Origin of the sequence: Bacteroides sedimenti, assembly GCF_040365225.1 — a bacterium.
Lineage (GTDB): Bacteria > Bacteroidota > Bacteroidia > Bacteroidales > Bacteroidaceae > Bacteroides > Bacteroides sedimenti.
Window position 1 is genome coordinate 576,508 of record NZ_AP028055.1, and the last position, 24,721, is coordinate 601,228.

The 24,721-nt window shown below is 38.4% G+C and carries 16 protein-coding genes; 7 read left to right on the forward strand and 9 right to left on the reverse strand.

Annotated features, from left to right (window positions below; all coding sequences use genetic code 11):
* Positions 1-52: 52 nt before the first annotated feature.
* A complete protein-coding gene (gene mfd / locus ABWU87_RS02180) occupies positions 53-3,433 on the forward strand; it encodes a transcription-repair coupling factor (protein WP_353332865.1) in 3,381 nt (1,126 codons plus the stop codon).
* Between the two features lie 330 nt (positions 3,434-3,763).
* Here mfd and ABWU87_RS02185 read toward each other — a convergent pair whose 3' ends face one another.
* The 8 genes from ABWU87_RS02185 to ABWU87_RS02220 all read right to left on the reverse strand — a co-directional run bounded on the left by ABWU87_RS02185 (position 3,764) and on the right by ABWU87_RS02220 (position 15,068).
* Entirely contained in the window at positions 3,764-5,656 is a 1,893-nt protein-coding gene (locus ABWU87_RS02185) for a TonB-dependent receptor (RefSeq protein WP_353332867.1), read from the reverse strand.
* A gap of 310 nt (positions 5,657-5,966) precedes the next feature.
* Entirely contained in the window at positions 5,967-7,787 is a 1,821-nt protein-coding gene (locus tag ABWU87_RS02190; protein ID WP_353332869.1) for a YgiQ family radical SAM protein, read from the reverse strand.
* Positions 7,788-7,878: 91 nt separating this feature from the next.
* Positions 7,879-8,205, reverse strand: a complete 327-nt coding sequence (locus ABWU87_RS02195) for a hypothetical protein (protein WP_353332871.1) — start codon at positions 8,203-8,205, stop codon at positions 7,879-7,881.
* A gap of 60 nt (positions 8,206-8,265) precedes the next feature.
* The gene (locus ABWU87_RS02200) at positions 8,266-11,187 is read right to left on the reverse strand and encodes a xanthan lyase (RefSeq protein WP_353332873.1); all 2,922 of its coding nucleotides are present in this window, start codon (positions 11,185-11,187) and stop codon (positions 8,266-8,268) included.
* A 117-nt stretch (positions 11,188-11,304) separates the two neighbouring features.
* Entirely contained in the window at positions 11,305-13,293 is a 1,989-nt protein-coding gene (locus tag ABWU87_RS02205) for a glucosamine-6-phosphate deaminase (RefSeq protein ID WP_353332874.1), read from the reverse strand.
* A 129-nt stretch (positions 13,294-13,422) separates the two neighbouring features.
* Positions 13,423-14,226, reverse strand: a complete 804-nt coding sequence (locus ABWU87_RS02210) for an amidohydrolase (RefSeq protein WP_353332876.1) — start codon at positions 14,224-14,226, stop codon at positions 13,423-13,425.
* Entirely contained in the window at positions 14,226-14,777 is a 552-nt protein-coding gene (locus ABWU87_RS02215) for a lysophospholipid acyltransferase family protein (RefSeq protein ID WP_353332878.1), read from the reverse strand. The genes ABWU87_RS02210 and ABWU87_RS02215 overlap by 1 nt, the downstream gene beginning before the upstream one ends.
* A gap of 21 nt (positions 14,778-14,798) precedes the next feature.
* Positions 14,799-15,068: a hypothetical protein gene (locus ABWU87_RS02220; RefSeq protein WP_353332880.1), complete on the reverse strand. Its 270-nt coding sequence runs from the start codon at positions 15,066-15,068 to the stop codon at positions 14,799-14,801.
* Between the two features lie 501 nt (positions 15,069-15,569).
* Between ABWU87_RS02220 and ABWU87_RS02225 the strand changes: the two genes are divergently transcribed.
* The 3 genes from ABWU87_RS02225 to ABWU87_RS02235 all read left to right on the forward strand — a co-directional run bounded on the left by ABWU87_RS02225 (position 15,570) and on the right by ABWU87_RS02235 (position 18,494).
* A complete protein-coding gene (locus ABWU87_RS02225) occupies positions 15,570-17,216 on the forward strand; it encodes a diphosphate--fructose-6-phosphate 1-phosphotransferase (RefSeq protein ID WP_353332882.1) in 1,647 nt (548 codons plus the stop codon).
* Between the two features lie 155 nt (positions 17,217-17,371).
* Entirely contained in the window at positions 17,372-18,274 is a 903-nt protein-coding gene (locus ABWU87_RS02230) for a glycoside hydrolase family 25 protein (protein ID WP_353332884.1), read from the forward strand.
* A gap of 70 nt (positions 18,275-18,344) precedes the next feature.
* Positions 18,345-18,494 carry a hypothetical protein gene (locus ABWU87_RS02235; protein WP_353332886.1) on the forward strand — a complete coding sequence of 50 codons (150 nt, stop codon included), beginning with the start codon at positions 18,345-18,347 and terminating at the stop codon, positions 18,492-18,494.
* Between the two features lie 4 nt (positions 18,495-18,498).
* On the opposite strand, the gene prmA is transcribed toward ABWU87_RS02235, so the two are convergent.
* Positions 18,499-19,344 (reverse strand): 50S ribosomal protein L11 methyltransferase, encoded by an 846-nt coding sequence (gene prmA, locus ABWU87_RS02240; RefSeq protein WP_353332888.1) that lies wholly within the window; start codon positions 19,342-19,344, stop codon positions 18,499-18,501.
* 156 nt (positions 19,345-19,500) lie between these two features.
* Between prmA and ABWU87_RS02245 the strand changes: the two genes are divergently transcribed.
* The 3 genes from ABWU87_RS02245 to ABWU87_RS02255 all read left to right on the forward strand — a co-directional run bounded on the left by ABWU87_RS02245 (position 19,501) and on the right by ABWU87_RS02255 (position 24,490).
* Entirely contained in the window at positions 19,501-20,802 is a 1,302-nt protein-coding gene (locus ABWU87_RS02245) for a hypothetical protein (protein ID WP_353332890.1), read from the forward strand.
* 51 nt (positions 20,803-20,853) lie between these two features.
* Positions 20,854-22,446, forward strand: coding sequence for a TonB-dependent receptor (locus tag ABWU87_RS02250; protein ID WP_353332892.1), 1,593 nt, complete (start codon positions 20,854-20,856; stop codon positions 22,444-22,446).
* Positions 22,447-23,938: 1,492 nt separating this feature from the next.
* Positions 23,939-24,490, forward strand: coding sequence for an RHS repeat-associated core domain-containing protein (locus ABWU87_RS02255; protein WP_353332894.1), 552 nt, complete (start codon positions 23,939-23,941; stop codon positions 24,488-24,490).
* Positions 24,491-24,721 lie beyond the last annotated feature (231 nt).

The window sequence follows — 24,721 nt, forward strand, 5'->3', positions numbered from 1 at the left end:
GTTTTTATATGACAGCTGTTTCTCAGGCTGCAGCGAAGCAACGAGATATTTTATGAAAATAACAGAATTACAAAGCTTATATGCCAAGCACCCCACCGTGGGAGCTGTGGTAAAGCTGTTGGAAGAATCCTCAATAAAGAAGATTTTTCTTGGAGGTTTATGTTCCTCTTCCTCAGCTCTTCACTTTTCAACGTTGATTAAAAATAGTAAAAAATCATTTGTTTTTATATTGGGTGACCTGGAAGAAGCCGGATATTTCTATCACGATCTGACTCAGATAAACGGATCAGACAATATTCTTTTTTTCCCTTCTTCTTATCGAAGAGCAATTAAATACGGACAAAAAGATGCCGCAAACGAAATTCTGAGAACAGAAGTTCTGAGCCGTCTACAAAAGACTGAAGAGCCTTTGTGTGTGGTGACTTATCCTGATGCATTGGCAGAGAAAGTCGTTTCCAGGAGAGAACTGACTGATAAAACGCTCAAGCTTCATGTGGGCGAGCAAGTGGACACCTCTTTTATCACTGATGTATTGTTTAGCTATGGTTTTGAACGAGTTGATTATGTCTATGAGCCAGGACAGTATGCCGTGCGTGGTAGTATTATTGATGTTTTCTCTTTTTCTTCGGAATACCCTTTCCGGATAGACTTTTTTGGCGATGAAGTAGAGAGTATCAGAAGCTTTGAAGTGGATACCCAGCTGTCAAAGGAGAAGAAAGATAATATCTCAATTGTACCCGAACTGACAAAAGGAACAGGAGAGGACGTATCCTTTCTGGATTTCATTCCTGAGGATACTATTCTGGGTACCAAAGATTTTTTATGGCTTCGCGAACGAATTCAGGCAGTGCATGATGAGGCTCTTTCTCCGCAGGCTTTGATAGCCCAGGAAGAGGATGGAAACGAGTTTGTAAATCTGGAACAAAAACTGATTGACGGATCGGAGTTCACTGTTCGTGCACTTGACTTCAGACGGATCGAGTTTGGGAACAGACCAACAGGAACACCTGACGCTTCTCTGGACTTTGATTGTTCTGCCCAGCCCATCTTCCATAAGAATTTCGATTTGGTGAGTAGCTCGTTGAAAGGGTATCTCGAAAAGAACTATCAGATCTATATTTTGTCAGATAGTGCCAAGCAGACAGATCGTATTCGGGCAATTTTTGAGGACCGGAATGATGATATTGTTTTTACGGCAGTTGATAAAACACTCCATGAAGGCTTTGTGGACAAGACATTACGATGTTGCTTTTTTACAGATCATCAGATATTTGATAGATTTCATAAATATAATCTAAAGAGTGACAGTGCTAGAAGCGGAAAGGTTGCTCTTACTTTGAAAGAGCTGAATCAGTTTCAGACAGGCGACTATGTGGTACACACTGATCATGGGATTGGTCGTTTTGCCGGCCTTATCCGTGTCCCGACCGGAAACACTACACAAGAAGTTATAAAGCTGGTGTACCAGAATGAAGATGTGGTTTTTGTGAGCATTCATTCCTTGCATAAGGTTTCAAAGTATAAAGGAAAAGAAGGTGACCCTCCCAGATTAAATAAACTGGGAACAGGTGCCTGGGAAAAGCTAAAAGAGAAAACAAAATCGAAGATCAAGGACATTGCTCGTGATTTGATTAAATTATACGCCCAACGGAAAGAGGAGAAAGGCTTTAGTTATAGCAAAGACTCATTTCTACAACACGAGTTGGAAGCATCGTTTATATATGAAGATACCCCCGACCAACTGAAAACTACGCAAGACGTGAAAAACGATATGGAGCGGGAGATGCCGATGGACCGCCTGATATGTGGAGATGTTGGTTTTGGAAAAACAGAAATTGCTGTTCGGGCAGCCTTTAAAGCAGTTACTGATAATAAACAGGTGGCAGTATTAGTGCCGACAACGGTACTTGCCTTGCAACATTATAAGACATTCAGCGATCGATTAAAGGATTTTCCTTGCAAGATTGATTACCTGAGTCGCGCTCGTAAACCGGGAGATGTAAAGAACATTGAGAAGGATTTGAAAGAGGGAAATATCGGAATTATTATCGGTACGCATAAAATTATCGGAAAAGGAGTGAAGTTTAAGGATCTTGGATTACTCATTATTGATGAGGAACAAAAATTCGGGGTATCCGTAAAAGAGAAACTCCGACAGCTTAAGGTTAATGTGGACACGTTGACTATGACTGCAACACCTATTCCTAGAACATTGCAGTTCTCTTTGATGGGAGCCCGGGATCTTTCGGTTATCAGTACTCCTCCGCCAAACCGCTATCCTATACAGACCGAAGTACATACCTTTAACGAGGATATTATCAAGGAAGCAATTAATTTTGAGATGAGCCGCAACGGACAGATTTTTCTGGTGAATAATCGCATTCAGAATATTTATGAACTGGAGTCGCTAATACATCGCTTGGTTCCTGATGCTCGAATTTGTGTAGGTCATGGACAGATGGAACCTGATAAGCTCGAAAAGATAATTATGGATTTTATTAATTACGACTATGATATTCTGATAGCTACATCTATCATCGAGAGTGGTATAGACATCCCTAACGTAAATACCATTATCATTAATAATGCCCAGAACTTTGGACTTAGCGATCTTCATCAATTGCGTGGCCGTGTAGGGCGAGGGAATAAGAAAGCATTCTGTTACCTGTTGGCACCACCGCTTAGCGGCCTTACTCCAGAGGCTAGAAGACGCCTGCAGGCAATCGAGAATTTCAGTGATTTGGGAAGCGGAATTCATATAGCTATGCAGGACCTGGATATTCGTGGAGCGGGAAATATGCTTGGTGCAGAACAGAGCGGATTCATCGCAGATTTAGGATATGAGACCTATCAGAAGATTTTGAATGAAGCTGTTCATGAACTGAAAACAAGTGAGTTCGTTGATCTATATGCAGAAGAAATTGCTGCAGGAGAAGAGAAAATAAGCGGGCAAAGCTTTGTAGAAGAGTGCACAGTGGAAAGTGACCTGGAGTTACTCTTTCCAAACGAATATATTCCAAGCAGCAGTGAAAGAATGTTACTATATCGAGAACTGGACAGCATGGAAAAAGACGAAGAGGTTGCAGCTTTCCAGAGTCGTCTTGAAGACCGTTTCGGTAAAATACCCAAAGAAGGCCTGGAGCTGATGCGCATTGTCAGCCTTAGACGTTATGCAAAAAAACTGGGAGTAGAAAAAGTATTTCTGAAAGCTGGGAAGATGACTCTTTTCTTTGTGAGCAATCCAGAATCTCCCTATTACCAATCGGAAGCGTTTGATAAGGTAATATCCTACTTGCAAAAGTACTCTCGAAATTGTCAGCTTCGTGAGCAGCATAACCGAAGAAGTCTGATTGTAAAGAATATTGCGAACGTGGAAACAGCTGTTTGGGTGCTGAACGAAATGTATTCAATAGATAATGGAAAAACTAAATAAAATGGCAAATCTATGGAGATAGTATATGGTATTATTATGCTCCGCTCTGCGCAACTCCTTTGTACATCGCATTAGCTTGCTAATTTATAAAATGCATAGCTGGATAATTTTCTTCTGGGTTTATGTCTTCATAAAGTTAATTCCGACAAACTTATCAAAGATGGTCCCTGGTATATAACTTTCAACTATAAAAGAGCCTTTTTACAATCCATGATATTATTGAAATGGCTCTTTTATAATTGAATGAAGTTGAAAAATAAGAATCTGTTCCTTTTCAGGTCCGGGCTTATACATTTATAGTGAAAGTTCGACTGTGGAATATTTAATTGCTTATAAAACGGTTATTTCTTTTTGATCCTGAATGATGTTTTTCCCTTCATCCAAGCCTTCAACTATGATCTGATACTTTCCAGGTTTTGATGGGAGCACTATTTTGCACTCGGTCAGCTTATTTGCTGTAGTTCGGAGAAATTGAGGATTCCTATAATCGCATGATATATTTGGAGATAGTCCTAACGGATAATAATTTATACCCTGAGATTTTACACTTGGTTTAAGGCCTTTCCCATTTTTTGTCTTAATAGATACTACCCCATAAAGATTACCGGGACCATAAATATTGGCTCGTGAAGGAGGTATAAATTCTACAGAAGAGATTTCGTAGATATTGGTCATATAGAATATATTATCAGGATTTCCATATTTTATTCCATCAAGAATTATTGGAACTTCGCCCATTCTTCCTCTAAGACCATTTGTATCAGCTTGATTTAAGATTGAATGCCCTCTTGTTGATCTTAAATAAGGACGATTGGCTTCATCAAAATCAACCTGAACTCCGATTAACCTCCTGAAAACACCTTCTAAATCATTGTAAGCGTTTTTTTCTATATCGTTCGCATCAATGTAGTTTTTTTTATAAAAGTGAACTGAGGAAGGTTCTTCTTTATTAACTTTTGCTTGAATAACGATTTCTGGTACCCAATTTAATTTGTCTGTTTCCCAACTTATTCCTGCCGATTCCAATGTTGAATCAGCTTTATTTTTCCATTCTACTGGTGGTATCTTTATACCCGGTAAGGTATCTTTAACTATCTCAACTTCGTAATCGTTATTTTTCCCTTTAATGTTATATGCCTGAAGAAAGAAAGATGCACCTTCAGGATAATCATCTACCCCCATCACAAATGAACCATCTTTTGTAATATCTGTGTCATAACAAAGTGAGCGTTTGTTATCGAATGCAATGACACTGCCTTTTTTTAGTTTACCTATAAACTTACTAATATGCCCACGAATGCTCAATACCTGTTCCGGATAAATAGAATAAGGATATTTTTTTAGCAAAATTTGTTTGTAACTGTCACCTTTATCAACCACAGGTTGAAGTAGTTGGGTATAAAAGTTCGGATTATTATGATTGATGTCGCTCACTTGTTTTATATGTAATAGTATGTTTGCTTTTTTAGTTAATGCAGGGAATGAGAGCTTTAAAGTGTCCGAGGCTTTATAAGTGTCTCCGTATAACTGAATGTTGAATGATGTATTTTCAGGTTCTTCTTTCACATTAATCACTCGGTGGAAAACAATGTTGTCAGCTTCATCCGTTACAAAACAATCGAGTAGATAAGGAGGTTTCTTTATGATAGAAACACAGCCTAGTGGTTGTTCTGATAGAGAATATGTACTCATAAATCCATCTCCTGCTGAGATGGTTAATTGGAATTTACCTTGTTTGGTGTAACATGAATCATATTGATAACTGAGGTTCCCATCTTTGTAGAGTAATTGCAAAGGGAACATTTTGTTTTCTTTAGGTAAAAAGACAGCCTGTTTTATATTCTGACCAACTTCAATAATGTGTAGAGGAAAAGACCCCGGAGAGAAGTTTTGCATCATTTTTGTATAAGCGCGGATAAATATGGTGCTTTTATCCGAAACTGAATCAAGGACTATGTAAGAGCTAAATGAACCATTCCTACAACTTATTTTGCTCCTTTTAAGGACTTTTGCATTTCTGTCAATTAACTCTAAGTAGCAATAGTTACTTAGATTACTTATTTTTACGGCATCGGGGTTTAAAACTAATCCGCAAATGTACATAGTGTCGTTTAGCGAATAGGCCGATTTATCTGTTACAAAATAGATTGATTCACTAAAACCATTAGCTTTAATTGTTGTAATAGCCATCAGGAATAGCAAAATTGCAAATGACTTTTTCATAGCTTTCTTTAGGTTAATAGTTCATTATACAATGAAAGGAATAAGTTGCTATTGTCTTATATAGGTATAATTGTACAAGCGACAAATGTATTAAAAATATTGATAATTCAAATTTTAATTTGATTATTTTTTTTATTTCTGATTTTACGAAATGTGTGTGAGGTAATATTTTTGAAAATACTTTTTAATAGCTCAATATGTTTTGTGCTAGAAAGGTAGAAATACAAAGTATCCAGCTTAAATACAATATATTAAGTATCAAAACTGGATAAAATTATTTATCGATATAGTTGAAGTGGTGTAAATTAAGTTACTTTCCGTATAGCTTGTTGATTAGGTCCTTTCTTCCTATTTTATTTAATTCTGAGATAATCTGATTTTTATACTCGCGTTTATACCAGAAAAAGAATTGCCGTTGAGCCAGTTTCTCTTTTGGGTTTCGGGCTGTGAATGCCGGTTCTAATGTGTATGGGTGATATCCGGTATAATAGATCTCCGTTGCTACTGTCATTGGAGTAGGGGTGAAGTCTTGTACCTGTTCCAAATGAAAATTCAGATTTTTTGTAATAACAGCCAATTCAGCCATATCTTCTTCTTTACAACCAGGATGAGAAGATATAAAATAAGGTATGAGTTGTTGGTTGAGGCAAAGCTCCTTATTTAGTTTGTCGAATGTTTTCTTGAATTGTTGAAACTGTGAAAAGGATGGTTTCCGCATCATATTAAGTACCCGGTCCGAAGTATGTTCAGGAGCGACCTTAAGACGTCCGCTCACATGCTTGGCTATCAGTTCACGCGTATATTCAGCAGTCGATTTGTTCACGCCCGGATCCTTACTGTCATGTTGCAACAGATCGTAACGCACTCCGCTTCCTATAAACGATTTCTTTATTCCCTTAATTGCATCCACAGAGTGGTATATGTCCAGTAATGGTCTATGGTCGGTATTTAAGTTTGGACAAACTTTAGGATGGATGCAGGAAGGTCGTTTGCATTTCCTGCAAATTGACAAGTCTTTGCCACCCATGCGATACATATTAGCCGATGGTCCGCCCAGATCACTCAGATATCCTTTGAAATCGGGCAGTTCAATCACCTCTTTCACCTCTCTCAGAATTGATTTCTTGCTACGGGATACGATGAATTTTCCTTGATGGGCTGAAATAGTACAGAAAGCACACCCTCCAAAACAGCCACGGTGAATATTGACAGAAAACTTAATCATATCATAGGCTGGAATTCTTTTTCCTTTATATTTAGGATGTGGAAGACGGGTATATGGCAAATCAAATGAGCGGTCCAGTTCTGCTTCTGTCATCGGAGGATATGGAGGATTTACGACTAACACATGGGATTCTGCAGCCTGGAGTAGCCTGCTAGCTTCCATTTTGTTACTCTCTTCCTCTATATGGCGAAAATTTTCCGCTTGTTTTTTCTTATCCTTTAAGCACTCTTCGTGTGAATACAGCCAGATGTCGCTATTATCAGTTGTTATCTCTTCTTTTTTTCGAATGAAAACAGTTTGAGGAATATTTGTGATTTCTGTAAATGGAATTCCCTTTCCCATCAAATCACAAAGTTCGATGATAGGTTTTTCTCCCATTCCGTAAATCAATAGGTCAGCTCCGGAATCTGCCAGAATACTTTTGCGTAATTTATCTTCCCAGTAGTCATAATGAGTAAGGCGGCGCATTGAAGCTTCGATGCCTCCCAAAACTACTGGAACATCCGGGTATAATTTTTTTAGGATCTGAGTGTAAACTATCGTAGGATAATCTGGACGCATATCTGCTCTTCCATCAGGAGTATATGCATCATCAGAACGGAGGCGACGATTAGCGGTGTAATGGTTGACCATGGAGTCCATGCACCCAGGAGCAATACCGAAGAACAGACGGGGGCGTCCCAGCTTTTTAAAATCACGAAGGTCGTCCCGCCAGTTAGGCTGTGGCACAATTGCCACTTTCAGTCCTTCAGCTTCCAGAATACGTCCAATAACCGCTGCGCCAAAAGAAGGATGGTCAATATAGGCATCCCCGGAAAAAAGGATAACATCTACTTCATTCCATCCACGCAACTCTACCTCTTTTTTGGTAGTAGGCAACCAATCTGTCAGTTTGTACTCTTTCATGGCTGCAAAGATAGGTATTTTACCTTAATATGAATCTATATTCAGGTTAATTGACATATCCCGTGTGGATGGAACAAAGAAAGCTGTGAACTTATTCAGCTTCTGTAGCTATTTCTTCTACCGGGATTTTGGCTTCCCACTCTTTATAAAGATTGATCAACTGTTGAAGTCCGAAGGCTTTCATATTATTATGATAAATGACATCTATGCATAGATCCAGTAAATCCTTGCAATCGCTTTCTTGTGAAGCGATTAATGACCGTATATTCATTCTGAGCTTTTCCAGATCCAGTTCGCTCACCACCCCGTTGCTGCTTATCAGATGGTGAAACAACATATATTTTTGGATAGTCAGCAGATTCTCTTCAGAAATTTCCAGGCTTCTGGACCCGGATACATTAGCTTGTATTGTGTACATGGTATCTTTGTTTTTAGGTTATACGTATAAGCAAAGATAGAAATAATAATGAGAATCCTTCTATCTTCCGTTTAAAAACTGAAGAATTCCAGCCATGATTTCTGCCCGTTGTTTTTCACTGTTTATTGACTCAAAGGGGAATCCCATAATAAAAGTCCTATAGTCTCCTTTATAAGCTGTTCCTGCACCGTATCCTCCTTCTGCATATTTCAGTACCGGGAAAGCCGGAGCAACCGGAAGAATGCATTCAGGTGCTGTAACAGCATAACATTTCTCATTCAGATCCCTGGAAATAGTGAATGAACGTCCTAAACCAAGCACTTCCCCCGAACGAGTATCTTGAATGCTTCCATTGAAACAACACTTAAGCATATCTTCCATAAAACTCCGATCTGCAATTGTATTGCTCAAATCACTTCCCAAATAAGATCCGCTTACCAGAATATTACCACCTTTCAGGCAGTATCGTGTAATCAGTTGTTGCATTTTAGGAGAAAAGGTCTTGTAGCTGATATTGGTCATTTTATAAGTAGTTGAATCCTCCTTCTGTAATCCAAGAATGTAATCCACCAAACGATAGTCATCCAGTTTTACACGTCCACTCTCTACTGCTTCATTGCTGCATGATACGAATGAATATCCCGGTGATGCCTGTATGGCCTTACCGTGAATAAAAGGATAATCAAATGAATTTCCTGCAATCAGCAAACCTTCCAGTTCACTTCCACTGTAGCCTAATCCATCTGCAGTTTCTTTACCGGCATTTTTACGATTGAACCCGGTTTGAGCTCCACAATAAGAAATGTTATAATGATATGCTACTCCGGGATCTTTTTTAATGTCAAACCCTATAGAGTCGGGGGTGTTGATGATGGCTGGCCCACTAATCCGATCGAAACCATTAACAATCAAAACTTTTGCTTTTTCCTTCTTTGCCTTATATGCAGACAGTATCTCGGATGGAAAACTTTCCCCTCCCTTATTTACGGCAGTTACCTTAAAACTGTATACCAAATCAGGTTCAATCTTGGCAGTATATGAAGTCCCTTCCACTAGTACACCGTTATCAAACCCGAAGTTGCCTATGCGGGTATATACAATATAATTTTGTGGTTTTGCTGAAGGTTCCAACCTATCTTCTACTCCTTTCCAAGAAAGCTCAACACTGTTCTTTCTTTTTCCAAATTTCAATGAGAAATGACTTACCGGAAGTGGTTGAACCACGCAGTTGTCATTGTGTTGTGAACTCACAAAACGAAGGATTGATTTATAAATTGATCGTCCAACTGAAAATTTAAAATTAGGATCGTGTCCCAGTGTCATATCTGCAAAGTTCTGATGTGAGAGAAACTCAAGAATCATAGAAGGCACCGCAGGAAGTCTGGTTTCACTATAGTTTTTATCCCACATACCTCTCCGGTTCCATTCTACATCAAATTGTGAACCAATATCCGATTTAAGTTGAGTAATCATGATGTCGGTCAGATCTCTTGAGGCATAACGAGATATACCGGAATTGAGTTTGCCATCATTATAATCAGTTGTGTATACTCCCAAAGAACCAATAGTTTTATTATCGTTTGAATATCCGGCATCACTGTGAAGTGCCATGGTCATTTCAAATGGAACTTTTAGGCCTTCTTGTTTTGGGTTGTAGATTGATCCTCCTGATAAATAATTTATCATTCGAGAACGTGTGTTTATATCGTCGGCATAATCATTAATCCTGGTGTTATCTCCATAAACGGAGAAAGGCATACCTGCCCATTGAGCCCAGTATCTGGCCCCTTCCAAATAACGAGGAGAACCACTAACAGTATCACCACGTGCGATATTGCCCATTCCACCTCCAAAACGTACTGCATCGGCACAGACTACTCCATTTTCTTTGCTTTCATTACTTAACACAACCATGCCATAGTCGTTAGAACCTTCTGCAAAAGGGAAAGTTCCCAGGTAAACCCAGGTTCCACCGCCTATTTGTTGGTTTACGGTGAATTGAGTAGCACCACCTTTATGAATAACAGTGTATTTTGCATCAGATACACTACCTGGCAATGTTTGATATGAAACGTAAACCGCATAATTCCCATCTTCAGGAATTGTGGGAACCCATTCTGCAAATGCCCGGTTTTTCTTTTTCTCTGTTCGAGCATAGCGAACGGTTCCTTCTGTAAACGGATTGTCGCTATTTCTGAGTATATTCTTTTTCTGTGCAAACCCGGGTACATCTGCAGTATTCCAGTTACTTTTTTTGCTTTTCACTTCAATGTATAATGAGCCCGAGCGAGTGTTGTCATTGTCTACAATCACTTCGTTTTTTTGAATGTCTCTTTCGCGTGGAGTAAAGACATTCGCACCAGCGTTTTCCAGCATCGGGATTACATATGGCAGTATAATTGATTGAGTAAATAAGTCTTCAGATGTACAAAATAGGCGTGGACGCTGCCAAACCCAGGAGCCTTTCCCATTTCCGTTCCGGTAGTACTTCCCATGGCTTTGCCACAATGCAATGTGTCGGTTTTGCAAACCTTTAGAAATTTCATATGGAAGTGAAATGTTTTTTACCCATGGTGCTCCGGTATAATCTAATTCTCCCATCAAGCGGGATTTGTCTTTTCTTTTTTTACGATAAATATTGGGAATAAGCTCTTCTATCGGTTTTCCGCCACTGTACACGGTTGTTTTGAAATAGCATACAGGTCCGGGTAGAAGTTGGGAAAGATATCTGTAAATTCCATCGGTTGTTTCAGGAAGAAACGGTTGGTACGCAAAATTGTCGGAGGCAAATATATCCAGTTTTTTTGCTTCATAATCAATCTGGAAGCTATTTAGCTTGCATTTACCTATTTGGGCTGAGGAGCATGTATAGTTCTCAAAGAACTCTTTCAAACGTACTTCTACATTTTTATCTATATCTTGTGCAAAACCTTTTACTGATAAAACAGTTAAAAGGAAAAATAACATATATACTCTTTTCATCTTTCGTGTTTTACACACAAAAGTACACTTTTACATAAACAGAATCCACAGATTCTCACAGAAAATATTGCTAATCTGTGTTAATCTGTGGATTCAGAATTTATTTATACAGGCAACTTATAGCGGAATGTACTCCACAAATGCTTCGATAGCTTCATAAGATGCCAAACCAAGGCTGTCATACAACGCAGCTGTACCACGGTTACGATCTTCAGAACGCTGCCAGAACAAACGTTCGTCATTACCCATGAATGGTGCACCTTCCATTTGTGACTGGTGTTTCAGGATTGTATTTCTTTTCAGTCTCAATTCTTCAGGAGAGATAGGAACAGCCATTTCAATGTGTTCAATTTCCCATTCAGCCCATGCTCCACGGTACATCCAGATGCGGCAATCTTTTAGCCATTCTTCTCCGGCTTCTTTTTCCATGTCGATTGCAGCAAGAACAGAGTCTGTACAAACGCGGTGAGTTCCGTGTGGGTCAGCAAGGTCTCCAGCAACAAAAATCTGATGAGGTTTCACTTCTCTTAACAGAGCGCGTACAATTTCAACATCCTTTTCAGAGATAGGTGATTTCTGAATCTTTCCGGTTTCGTAGAAAGGCAGGTCAAGGAAGTGCACATTTTCTGATTTAATGCCAGCATAAGCACATGCAATGCGAGCTTCACCACGACGGATCAAACCTTTCAGTTTAAGCATGTCCCAGTTGTCAAAGTCACCTTCTTTTTTATTGCTGATAAATGAGCGGATTTCTTTATATTTATTTCCAACAACATCGCTTTTAGCATCAAAAATCTGGTTGAAGCCATTGATGAAGTGCATAAAACGAACAACTTCTTCATCACCTACGGCAATGTTTCCAGATGTTTCGTATGCTATGTGTACATCATGATTCTGTTCAACAAGTCTTCTCACTGTTCCTCCCATTGAAATTACATCGTCATCAGGATGCGGAGAGAATACAATCACACGTTTTGGATATGGAGTAGCACGTTCCGGACGATTGGTATCATCTGCATTAGGCTTTCCACCTGGCCAACCGGTAATTGTATGTTGCAGGTCATTGAATATTTTAATGTTTACATTGTAAGCTGATCCATAAAGAGCGAGAAGTTCGCTTAATCCGTTTTCATTATAATCCTTATTTGTTAACTTCAGGATTGGTTTTTTAGTCAACATGCATAACCAAACAATTGCGCTACGAATAAGCTTGTCATCCCATTCGCATGAGGTCACCAGCCATGGACGTTGGATACGAGTCAGATTTGATGCTGCAGAAAGGTCGATTGCAACACGTACATTATTGTGTGATTGCAGATAAGACGCAGGAATAGTATCTGTTACTTTTCCTTCTACTGTTTCTTTAATCATCTGAGCTTTGTCATCTCCCCAGGCCATTAAGTATATTTTCTTTGCACCCAGAATGGTTGAAATACCCATTGTGATTGAACTAACAGGAACATTTTCTGTCCCACCAAACAGTTTAGCAGCTTCATTGCGAGAGGTATTATCCAGCAAAATAAGTCGAGTGGTAGAGTTTATTTGAGAACCCGGTTCGTTAAAACCAATGTTTCCTGTGCGGCCAATACCTAATAACATGATATCGATTCCACCAAAGCCTTCGATTTTTTGTTCGAAAAGACGGCATTGTTCAAAAATGGAATCTTTTGTTATTGTACCATCTGGACTGAATATGTTTAGTGGATTGATGTCTATGTGATTAAAGAATAAATCCTGCAATAATTTCATATTACTGCTGGTTCCACCCGGAGCTAACGGATAGTATTCGTAGATGCTGAAAGCTACTACATTACGGAAGCTGAGCGCTTCTTCACGGTGCATGCGAATCAATTCGTCGTACACATAACGTGGTGAATTACCACCAGGAAGAGCAATTACACAGAACTCACCGGCTTTTTGTTTTTCCCGGATACTGAAAGCAATTTCTTTAGCAATCTGACGTGCACCTTCTTCCACTGATTCATAAATATCTGTAGGAATTTTTTCAAAACGAGTAAGAACAGTTCGTTCAAACGCGTTTTCGGGTTTGTAATATTTAGTAGAAACCCGGTTTAATGTAATTTGTGAACTTAGATTAGTCTTCATAATAAAATTACGATAAATTTGTTTTTTTTCAGAACTACAAAGATATGAATTTCTTCTAATTAATTTTATGAAATGTGTGATTAATATCTCGTTGCTAAATATATTTAATAAATATTAGCCTGATATTAATTATGATTGCAGAAGGGGAGGGTTCTGGAGAGTGAAATAGTCTGCATCGCGCCATGCTGGGAACTTGTTTCTAAAAAAACGGAGAGGTTCCATTTCAATAGTTACTGTCTTTACAGTGTCCTCGTTTTCTTTGAAATGAATCATATTCTCCCCTTTCATATTATGTAGTTGGGAGTCTCCGCTGTAATTGAGTCCCAGACCATCTATACCAACACGGTTCACACCGCAAACATAGCTCATGTTTTCAATAGCTCTTGCGCACAAAAGTGTTTTCCATACATTGCTTCTTGATTCCGGCCAGTTAGCTACAAATAGAAGTAAATCATATTCGTTATTCACGTTTCTGCACCACACCGGAAAGCGAAGGTCATAGCAGATCATTAAGCAGATATTCCATCCTTGCCAGTTTATAATGCAACGTTTATCACCTGCAGCAAAGTGTTCTGGTTCATGCCCCATTCTGAAAAGATGGTGTTTGTCGTAATAATACTCTTCTCCCGTTGGAGTTATGAAAAATGCCCGGTTGAAGTATTTCCTCTCATCGGAACATATAAAACTTCCGGTGAGGGCCAGGTTATATTTATCTACCCATAATCTGAGAATATTCATTGTTTCTCCATTCATGGGTTCAGCAAAAAGATGGCTTTGCATAGTAAAACCGGTAGAAAACATCTCAGGAAGAACAACCAGGTCTGTTTTTCCACTCAGATTCTGAAGTTTAATTTCAAGTCTTCTGAGGTTTTCCTGTTTATTTTCCCACGCAATATCTGTTTGTACCAGTGAAATACGCAAAGCCTTCTTCATTATAAACCTGTAGTAAAGTTTTCCGGATTTTTTCCTTTAAATTGGTTGTAATAGAGCTTTATCTCACGCATATCCTTTTCAATATCTCCCGAAGGAATGATTACTTTCTCCGCGATAATTGTTTTGGATGGATAGTCGATTGCTACCAGCACGATTGGCACGTTGGCTTTCATTGCAATATAATAAAAGCCTTTTTTCCAATGTGGATTTCTTGATCGTGTAGCTTCCGGCGTGATAGCCAGACTGAATTTTTGGCTGTTATTTATTGCAGTAGCTACTTGTTCTACCATAGAATTTTTTTTGTCCCTGTATACAGGAATACCTCCCATGGATTTTAGAAAGCTGCCTAACGGAAAGAAGAACCACTCTTTCTTCATCATAAATCCGGTTTTTCTTCCGATAGCTGCATAAAATAATTTGCCAATGATAAAATCCCAATTGCTGGTATGTGGGGCCGCACAAAGAATCTGTTTATCATAATCTTCGACTTTAACCACCGACTTCCATCCCATTATTTTGTGATAGATAAAACTACAAATTGCTTTTTTCATCCTTTTGTTGAATGCAAATAATTAGTTTAGCGCGGCAATGCTATCGATGATTGTTTTAATTTGCACTCCAAAATCCTCTTTGAACTTTTTGTAGAATAATTTAGCATTTCCAGGTTGAGTGTGACTGATGCGGCTCACGAATTCCTGTTGCATTTCCAAAATTTGCCCCATAAGTTCGTCTGCTTTTTCTTTATCTGTTCCGGGCACATACAAACTATTGATCATACACTCTGTGAACAATTCGCCTACAATATAATTTACGTGCTTTTTTAAATTCTTTCTGCTAGCCATAGTCTTTCTTTTTTTAATTAATACTAATGATTAATGCTAATGAAATATTGGGTAAAGATAGATAATTTTCCGGAGTTCTTTTCTTTGTTTTCATTAAATATATAAGCATAGAGGTGAAAACTTCTCTTTTAAGTAGTTATATTGTGTGGTTATTTTTGACAAATATTGTAATTTCTTTATGTGATATTTTTTATTAATCAACATTTCTAAAGAACACTCTCACAATCGGCTAGCAATTATTAAAAGCAAATCAAATAAACAGTCGCCGGAATTACCTCCAGAGAGTTTGGTGTGAATACACGATTTTCAATCAAGAGACCCCAAAATATTTATTCGTTATTTATTCTTTTTACTTGTTTGATGCGCCTTGTAACATCGTGTGAATTTCCGGTTAAATTATAGTTTTAAATTAGATTAGCTTTTATAATTCAGAAAAAAAAGCGAAATTTGCAACGCTAATTTTCTTATATAGTAAACACACTTTAAACAAATATAAAAAAAATGACTAAAAGCGCATTACAAATTGCCAGAGCTGCTTACCAGCCTAAATTGCCTAAGGCATTGCGTGGTACAGTGAAAGTTGCTGAAGGAGAACCTACTCAATCAGTAGCCGATCAGCACGCTATTAAGGAACTGTTCCCAAATACTTATGGGATGCCTATCGTTCAATTCGTTGAAACTGACGAAGCTGTTAAATATCCTGCAATTAACGTAGGTGTTATTCTTTCAGGAGGACAAGCTCCTGGTGGTCACAATGTTATCTCAGGTATTTTTGACGGTGTAAAGAAACTGAATCCAGAAAGCAAACTTTTCGGATTTATTCTTGGTCCTGGCGGTTTGGTTGATCACAACTACATGGAACTGACTGCTGATATTATCGACGAATATCGTAATACAGGTGGTTTCGATATGATTGGTTCTGGTCGTACCAAGCTTGAGTCGACAGAGCAATTCGAAAAAGGACTCCAAATTATCCGCGAATTGGGTATCAAAGCGCTTGTCATTATCGGTGGTGATGACTCAAACACTAACGCATGTGTACTGGCTGAATATTATGCAGCTAAGAAATATGGCGTTCAGGTAATTGGTTGTCCAAAAACTATCGACGGTGACTTGAAGAACGAACAGATTGAAACTTCTTTCGGTTTCGATACTGCATGTAAAGTTTACTCTGAAGTTATTGGTAATATCCAAAGAGACTGTAACTCTGCGCGTAAATACTGGCACTTCATTAAGTTGATGGGACGTTCTGCTTCTCACATTGCATTGGAATGTGCTTTGCAGGTTCAACCTAATGTTTGCATTGTTTCTGAAGAAGTAGAAGCTAAGAACATGTCTCTTGACGATGTTGTTACCTATATTGCAAATTCAGTAGCAGCACGTGCAGCACAAGGCAATAACTTTGGTACCGTATTGATTCCTGAAGGATTAATTGAGTTCATTCCTGCAATGAAAGCATTGATTTCTGAACTGAATGACTTCCTTGCAAACAATGCAGAAGAGTTCTCTCACATCAAGAAATCTCACCAACGTGATTATATCATTTCTAAGTTGTCAAAAACTAATGCTGAAATCTATGCAAGCCTTCCTGAAGGAGTTGCACGTCAGTTGACATTGGATCGTGACCCTCATGGAAACGTACAGGTTTCATTAATTGAAACTGAAAAGTTGTTGGCTGAAATGGTCGGTAACAAGTTGGCTGAATGGAAAGAACAAGGTAAGTATGTTGGTAAGTTTGCTTCTCAAGTACATTTCTTTGGTTACGAAGGTCGTTGTGCAGCTCCATCTAACTACGATGCCGACTATTGCTATTCATTAGGTTATGCTGCATCTGCGTTGATTGGTAACGGTAAGACAGGTTACATGTCTTCTATCCGCAATACAACAGCTCCTGCTGATGAATGGATTGCTGGAGGTGTGCCTATCACAATGATGATGAATATGGAAAAACGTCACGGTGAGATGAAACCGGTTATTCAGAAAGCACTTGTTAAGCTTGATGGTAAACCATTCCATGCATTTGCTGCAAAACGTGATGAGTGGGCTATCAATACAGACTACGTGTATCCGGGACCAATCCAATACTTTGGCCCTACAGAAGTTTGTGACGAGCCTACTAAAACATTGCAATTAGAACAGAGCAAGTAATAAACAATAACCAATATTTGTTGGTTATATATATGATTCACCACAAATTTACGCGGGTGGCAGAAATTTATATTTGAAATTTTTCGATGAATATTTGCTATATCTGTGAAGTTTGTGGTGAATTCTTTTTAGTAAATTGAGAATCAGTAAACTGAATGAATAAATCTCCCATATCAGCAGTAAACGGTTCACGGAAATCCAGAAAAAACACTCCTGTAAAGAAACGTTTGTCCGGAAAAACCAATAGCCGCAAAAAGAAAGGTACACCAAGGCAAACGCCACGGTGGCTCATTCGTGTGTTTGCTGTATTTCTTATATTGATTTTTTCCGCTTTGTTTTACTGGTTCTTTATCCGTCCCTATTCTTACCGCTGGAAGCCCTGTATCGGAGATAAAGAATATGGTGTATGCATGCCTCTTGGGTATGAGGTGCATGGAATTGATATTTCACATTATCAAGGTGAAATTGATTGGAAAGAACTGGTGCATTATCAGTCTCCCGATTATCCGTTACAATTTGTCTTTATTAAAGCTACCGAAGGCGGTGATTTTAAAGATAATACTTTTCAAAAGAACTTTGAATCTGCTCGCCAATATGGCTTTATCCGTGGCGCATACCACTATTTTAACCCGGGAGCGCCAGCATCCAAACAAGCGGAGTTTTTTATTAATACAGTAAAGCTGGATAGTGCAGACTTACCTCCTGTGCTCGATGTTGAGAAAAAAGGCCTGCATACAAAAAAAAGCCTGGTTAGAGCAGTTAAGCTTTGGCTTGATTTAGTGGAGGCTCATTATGGTGTCAGGCCGATACTGTATACCTCTTATCGCTTCAAAACTAACTATCTGAATGATTCTGTCTTTAATAAGTATCCTTATTGGATAGCCCACTACTACGTTGATTCTGTTGAATATAAAGGTCCATGGAAATTCTGGCAGCATACCGATGCCGGTACTATTCCTGGAGTTGATGAGAATGTAGACCTGAATATCTTTAATGGAACACTGGAACAATTAAAATCACTTACCCTGAAAAAAAATATTTCTGCTGAGAAGCAATAATGACGAATATGCCTCGTTTTAATAGAGTAAATTGAAAAACATTCTATATAATCTTAATCAAATTGGTACTATGGCAAAAGAAGTTATCAAAATAGCAGGCCAGATGATACTTTATATACTTATATTAGTAGCATTGGTTTTTATTTTTTATCCTGAACATCCCAAAGATAAAACAAATTCTTCCGCTCAAACTAATCAGACATCAATTATGAGAGAATAAACTATTACTTCATAATGAATCGGACTACAGCCCAGTTATTTTTTTCTTTATAACTAACAAACTCCAGCCCTAGGCTTTCTGCCTTTTTCTGAATCAAAGGAATATCATCTACATAAAATCCACTCATAAAGATTTCCGAACCTTTGACCATGCATGCGGTATAGCTTTCCATATCGCGTAACAGGATATTGCGGTTGATATTTGCAATGACTATATCAAAAGGACCTTTCCCTTTAAGAGAATCGGCATCACCTAATTCTACTGATATATTGCTGATGTTGTTCAGGAGAATATTTTCTTTTGAATTCTCTACACACCAGGTGTCAATATCAATTGCCGTAATCGGGTTTGCGCCACGCATCGCTGCAAGAATGGCCAGAATAGAAGTTCCGCAACCCATATCCAGCAGTGATTTGCCTTGTAGTTCAGCATCCAACAGCTGTTCCAGAATCAGGCTCGTTGTTTCATGATGTCCGGTTCCGAATGCCATCTGTGGATTAATCAAAATATCATATTCGGCTCTTGGCACATCTTTATGAAAGGAACTGTGTATAACGCAGCGGTTGTCTATAGCAATTGGCTGAAAATAGTTTTTTTCCCACTCTTCGTTCCAGTCCTTGTCTTCAATCAGCTCAAAAGTATACGAGATTGTAACATTTTCTATAGGCAGACTGGCGATGGTCTCTTTCAAGGCAGTTTCGTCAAAAAGTGGTTCTTGTATGTAAGCTTTCAAACCGTCGGCCTCTTCAACAAAACTTTCAAAACCAATTTCTCCCAGGAAAGCGGAAAGAACATCATTTACCGTTTCGTTGCAAGAGGTAGCTTTAAGAGTCACTTCAAAATATCTCATATTAATTTCTTTTTCACTGTTATTTTATCTGCAAAGATAGCTAAAATAGGGAAATCCCTATTACTATTTGGGGAAATTATTCTAAAAAGGATAAAACCCTTATTTATCTTTGTATCGGATAAAAAAGAGATGGTTTAATTTTAAACTAAAATAGTCATGAAAAAAATTGTAAGATTGTTGCTAATCGCTATTTGTGCCTCACCGATGGTAATGGCCCAAAATTACGATGATCTTTACTATAACCCAAAGAAAGACACGTCAGTGGTAAAGAGAGAAAGGGTGAAGAAAACTCCATCCACTACTACTATAGCCACAACGATGCCGGTTGTAGTAAAAGACGTGAATGGAAATGTTCGTGATGTAGACGAATATAATCGCCGTTTCAACAGCGATGAATACAAATTCAATATTAACAACGATACGTTGTATGTTGAAGAAGATAACGAAGATCGTGGATGGATTAATGGATTCCAGGGAAGTCAGGATGATTATGAATATGCATTAAGAATTATCCGGTTTCATGATCCACGATTTGCAGTAAGCATCAGCAGTCCGTACTACTGGGATATTGTATATGGCCTGAGCGCGTGGGACTGGAATATCTATGTAGATGATTTTTATGCATATGCATTCCCTACTTTTACCAACAGACTTTGGTCTGATTGGCGTTTTGGTACATTAGGCCGCGGTTTCGGATATAACTGGGGTTATAATTACTATGGCTGGGGCTTTGGCTTTGATTATGGCTGGGGTTATCCATATTATGGTTATTATCCAGGATATTGGGGTGGTTATTATGGAGGTTACTGGGGTAGTCCTTACTACGGATGGCATGGAGGTGCAGGAAGAGTAGGAGGCTATTACAATACACGCCGCTCTGATTTTGGAATTGCTGGTAGAGATAATGTCGGTCGCCGCACTTCCGGCTTTTCACGCATTGCCGGTGTACAAGACCGTACAACTAACGGAGTTGTCCGCCGTACCGCATCGGGCAGAGTAATAGGTACCCGCAGTGATGATAATTCAGGAGTAATCCGTAGATCGGGTTCACGCTTTGAAACAATCAATTCGGGCCGTACAGATGGAATGTCGAGAAGATCATCAGGTTACACTCGTCCAAGTTCAACCCGCACCTATTCACCTTCAGATGACGGAACGGTAACTAGAAGAGGTTCATCTTACAATCGGTCAGAGTCAACTGCTCCTGCTACCCGTACATATAACCGTGGGAATAGTACCAGTACAAGAAGTTACTCTCCAGGTGAAGGATCTCGTCGTTCAACCGGACCATCCTCATACGATAACAACAGTCGCTCTTCATCACCATCCAGGAGCTATTCACCAAGCAGCAGCTCTTCACGAAGCGAAAGTTTTGGTAGCTCACGTTCCAGCGGAGGTTCTTCCGGCGGAGGTTCATCCAGCGGCGGAAGCTCACGTTCCAGTGGTGGAAGAAGATAAAATATAATTTGATTGAAGTTTATAAAAGTATTCATTTAAAAGAATAATTCTATGAAAGCAAGAAATTTAATTAAGCTAGTGGCATGTGCCCTTTTATTGGGCACAGAAGCCGGCGCCCAGACTATATACGATGCAGCCAAATTTTCCGGAAAAGATCTGAATGGAACAGCACGTTTCGTGGGCATGGGCGGTGCCATGGGGGCATTGGGTGGAGATATATCTACCATTGGAGTGAATCCTGCAGGCATCGGTTTGTTCAGGAGTCATGACTTAATGACCACCTTTGGTTTTAATTACACCACTTCGGAAAGTAACTTTAATGGAACCACCATCAATACCGATAAGTATCGCGGTTCATTTGATAATATCGGGTTTGTCTATTCTTCCAAGATTGGCAATCAAACAGCTTTGAAGTATGTTAACTTTGGATTCAATTATCATAAGGCAAAATCTTTTAACCGCAATTTTGAGATGGGAGGCAATCTAGGTGGGCTGTCGCAGACTGACCAGATGGCTAATCTGAGTAGAGACCTTGTGGGCGGAGATATGTCGCTTGATTATTTGAACAGTAACAGTGCAGATGCCGGATGGCTCTCTATTCTGGGATGGAACGGTTGTTTGATTCACCCCACTTCAAAATCAGGTGAATATATCGGATTCCCTGCCGACGATCCTTCCGGTAGTTACAGATCCTGGGAAAGAGGCGGTATTGATGCATACGATTTCAATCTTTCATTCAATTTCAATGACCGCGTATATCTCGGTTTTACTGTAGGAGCTTATGATCTGAACTATACCAAGAATACATTGTACAGCGAATACTTCCCAAGCAGTCCTGTAGTAGATAATGGCTATTTTCTTCAGAATTCAGACTATTCATATTCTCTGGAAAGCCTTATGCGTACAACCGGTACAGGTGTTGATTTCAAGGCAGGTATAATTTTTCGTCCGGTTGAGGACTCTCCATTCAGAATAGGAGCTGCAATCCATACTCCCACATTCTACGACCTGACATTATACAATAGCGCAATCCTTACATCAGATGCTGATGTTAATAAAGACGACTATATTGTACCTGTAAACTCGTACAAAATAGATACATATAAGGAAATTGCCGGCGACGCCGTTACACAGTATAAACTCCGCACCCCATGGAAATATAACCTGAGTATGGGATATACCATTGGAAGCAATGTTGCTTTGGGAGCAGAATACGAGTATCAGGATTATTCCACTGCTAAGCTTAGCTACTATGACGATGTTAATATGAAAGGTGAAAACTCCATGATAAAAGATTATCTGAAAGGAGTGAGCACACTTCGTCTGGGAGCTGAAGTTAAACTGGTTCCGGAGTTTGCTATCCGTGCTGGTTATAACTATAGCAATGCCGCCTATGCAAGTGATGCATACAAGAGTCTGCCTTTAAACTCAGTGCGTACCGATACTGATTTCTCAAACGAAAAATCAATCAACAATTACACACTTGGTTTAGGTTACAGAAGCGGTAATTTCTATGCAGACCTGGCATACCAATACAGTGCATACAAGGAAGATTTCTATCCATTTGACAAAATAGACTTATCCAAGACTGCTGTAAACAATGATAAACAGCAGGTAATACTAACATTAGGTGTACGTTTTTAGGTAAAGAAAGCTAGTTTTATCAGGATAACTTAATAAATCCTCTCCCGGTTAATTTAATATCGGGGGAGGATTTTTTTATTATATCTTCAGTAAGAGTTTATATCTTTCTCTATATTACTGAGAATCAGTCTGATTGTTATTTTGGATTATTGTTAATGCTACTTTATCTAGCTTCTGTAAATAATTTTAGTGGCAGTGTGGCAGTAAAAAATAGGTTTATTCGGTTTCAAAAAATGAAATTTGAAAAATCTTCAAAAAGATTTTTTTTCAAATTACGATTTACAGAACCAGAAATAGAATGTTTTCTCTGCCACACTGCCACTAAAATTGTTTACAAAATTATATTCTTATAAGTAATAGGCTGAATATCTCTAATATTTTCATATCTCTAGAACGGTTGTGTTAGATAATGAGTGTTACAACTCAGAGTAGGAGAGATGCTTAAGGATAATCACTAGTCTAAAAAGCAAAATACAATCTTTTTTAGGGTTTGCACCTTTAAAAAATCAACCACTCTTAGGGTTTTTAGCTTATTTGTCAACCTAAAACAGTGTTTGCAACAGACTAACTCTCTATAAACCTTAATATTGGCAACAACCGCAGTGCCCACTTTAGGTTAGCCACAGATGTTACTAACTCTAAACCGGTTGTTACGGTAATAATCCCATCAATTAACCGAAACGTTGGGACACATTATCCCAATCATGTACAAGATTAGGGGGTAAACATGTACAAGACTGGGTTGAATCATGTACATGATTGGAGCTAATGATGTACAAGATTGAGGTAATCATTGCCGTTGTTTTGGTTAATTGTTCTTGTTGATTTGATTAGTTTTCCATGAAGAAAGAATTAATATAATAGGTGATTCAATTTATACGAACACCGTGTGGTGATGATTTACAAAAAGGCTTACTTTAGTCTGCTACCCCTGGTACCCCAAATTTATGGTAGTAAGTGTTATAACAGATAGCTGCATGCTGTTTTTATCTATTTCCATAGCCAAAGTCCATTCATTTAGGTCTGTTTTTTGTGATATTACTGCACCAATAAGTTCCTCTGCACCATTTGATATTCGATGTAAATGCAATATAATCAATAATATACGATTTTCTGGGGTGGAGATGGTGTAGTAAAAACAAGCTTTTTATGTTTCCAGAAAATCATATTTGAAAAAAATTCTTTTAGAAGAATTTTCATTTTTCATTTTTTAGAATCGAAAAACAGTCGTTTTATCTACACCATCTCCACCCCTTTTGGGGAGTCAACTGCACCACCTAAGTTAATGCAATAGCTTACTCTTAATTATATGTGATTAAGCTCAATAAAAAGATTTATAAAACCACTAGAATTTAATATATATGGAACTAAAGAATACAGCAACTTGTCAGATCCGGATAATTAATTTTTTTATGATGTAAATGGCAATATGAATGAAGGTTTTGACTGCAAAGTAGTAACGATTACATATAATTTGTTAAATTTGTCGGGTATGGTACTGTTTAGGAATTGTATCCGGACCATCAATCATCCATCCGGACTGCCGTGGGGGGAAAGCGAAGGAGCAAATGTACAACCGTATAAATACAACGGCAAAGAGTTCATTGAAATGCACGGCTACGATACTTATGATTATGGTGCAAGAGGATATTATCCCGCTATTCAGCGATTTACTTCGATTGATCCGTTGGCGGAGAAATATTATTCTATTTCGCCTTATGCTTTCTATTCTAACAATTCAATAAATAGCATAGACTTAGACGGAATGGATGACTATAAAATCAATAGCGACGGGCGAATTTGGTTGTGGCGAGAAACTAAGGACAAAACAGACAGGTTAATAGCTATTGGCAACAAGAATGTAGTTAATGTGGACAAAGCGAGAAAGATACTAAACAATAATATTATCGTAACTGATAAGATTATTTTGCCATCACTAAGTAAAACTAATGCAGATGATGAAAGTGTAACAGGCGTAACAACCTTGATGTTTGAAAATAAAAATATATTATTTGAAGTACACTCTCATTCAAAAGAAAATTAAGAAAAAGGAGCATCGGTAATTGGGAATGCAAAAGATGGCTATATGTGGTGTGATATGACTGATATTTGTTATGATTATATGTATTGCAGCAATCACAATCAACTTCCACAGCCACCGCATTATGTTTATCATAAATATACAAAAAACATATACCAATACATACCTTGGAAATCACGTGTATTTGTTAAAAAACTGCATCTGTAAATTTATTGTTTTTTTTAATTAAACTGA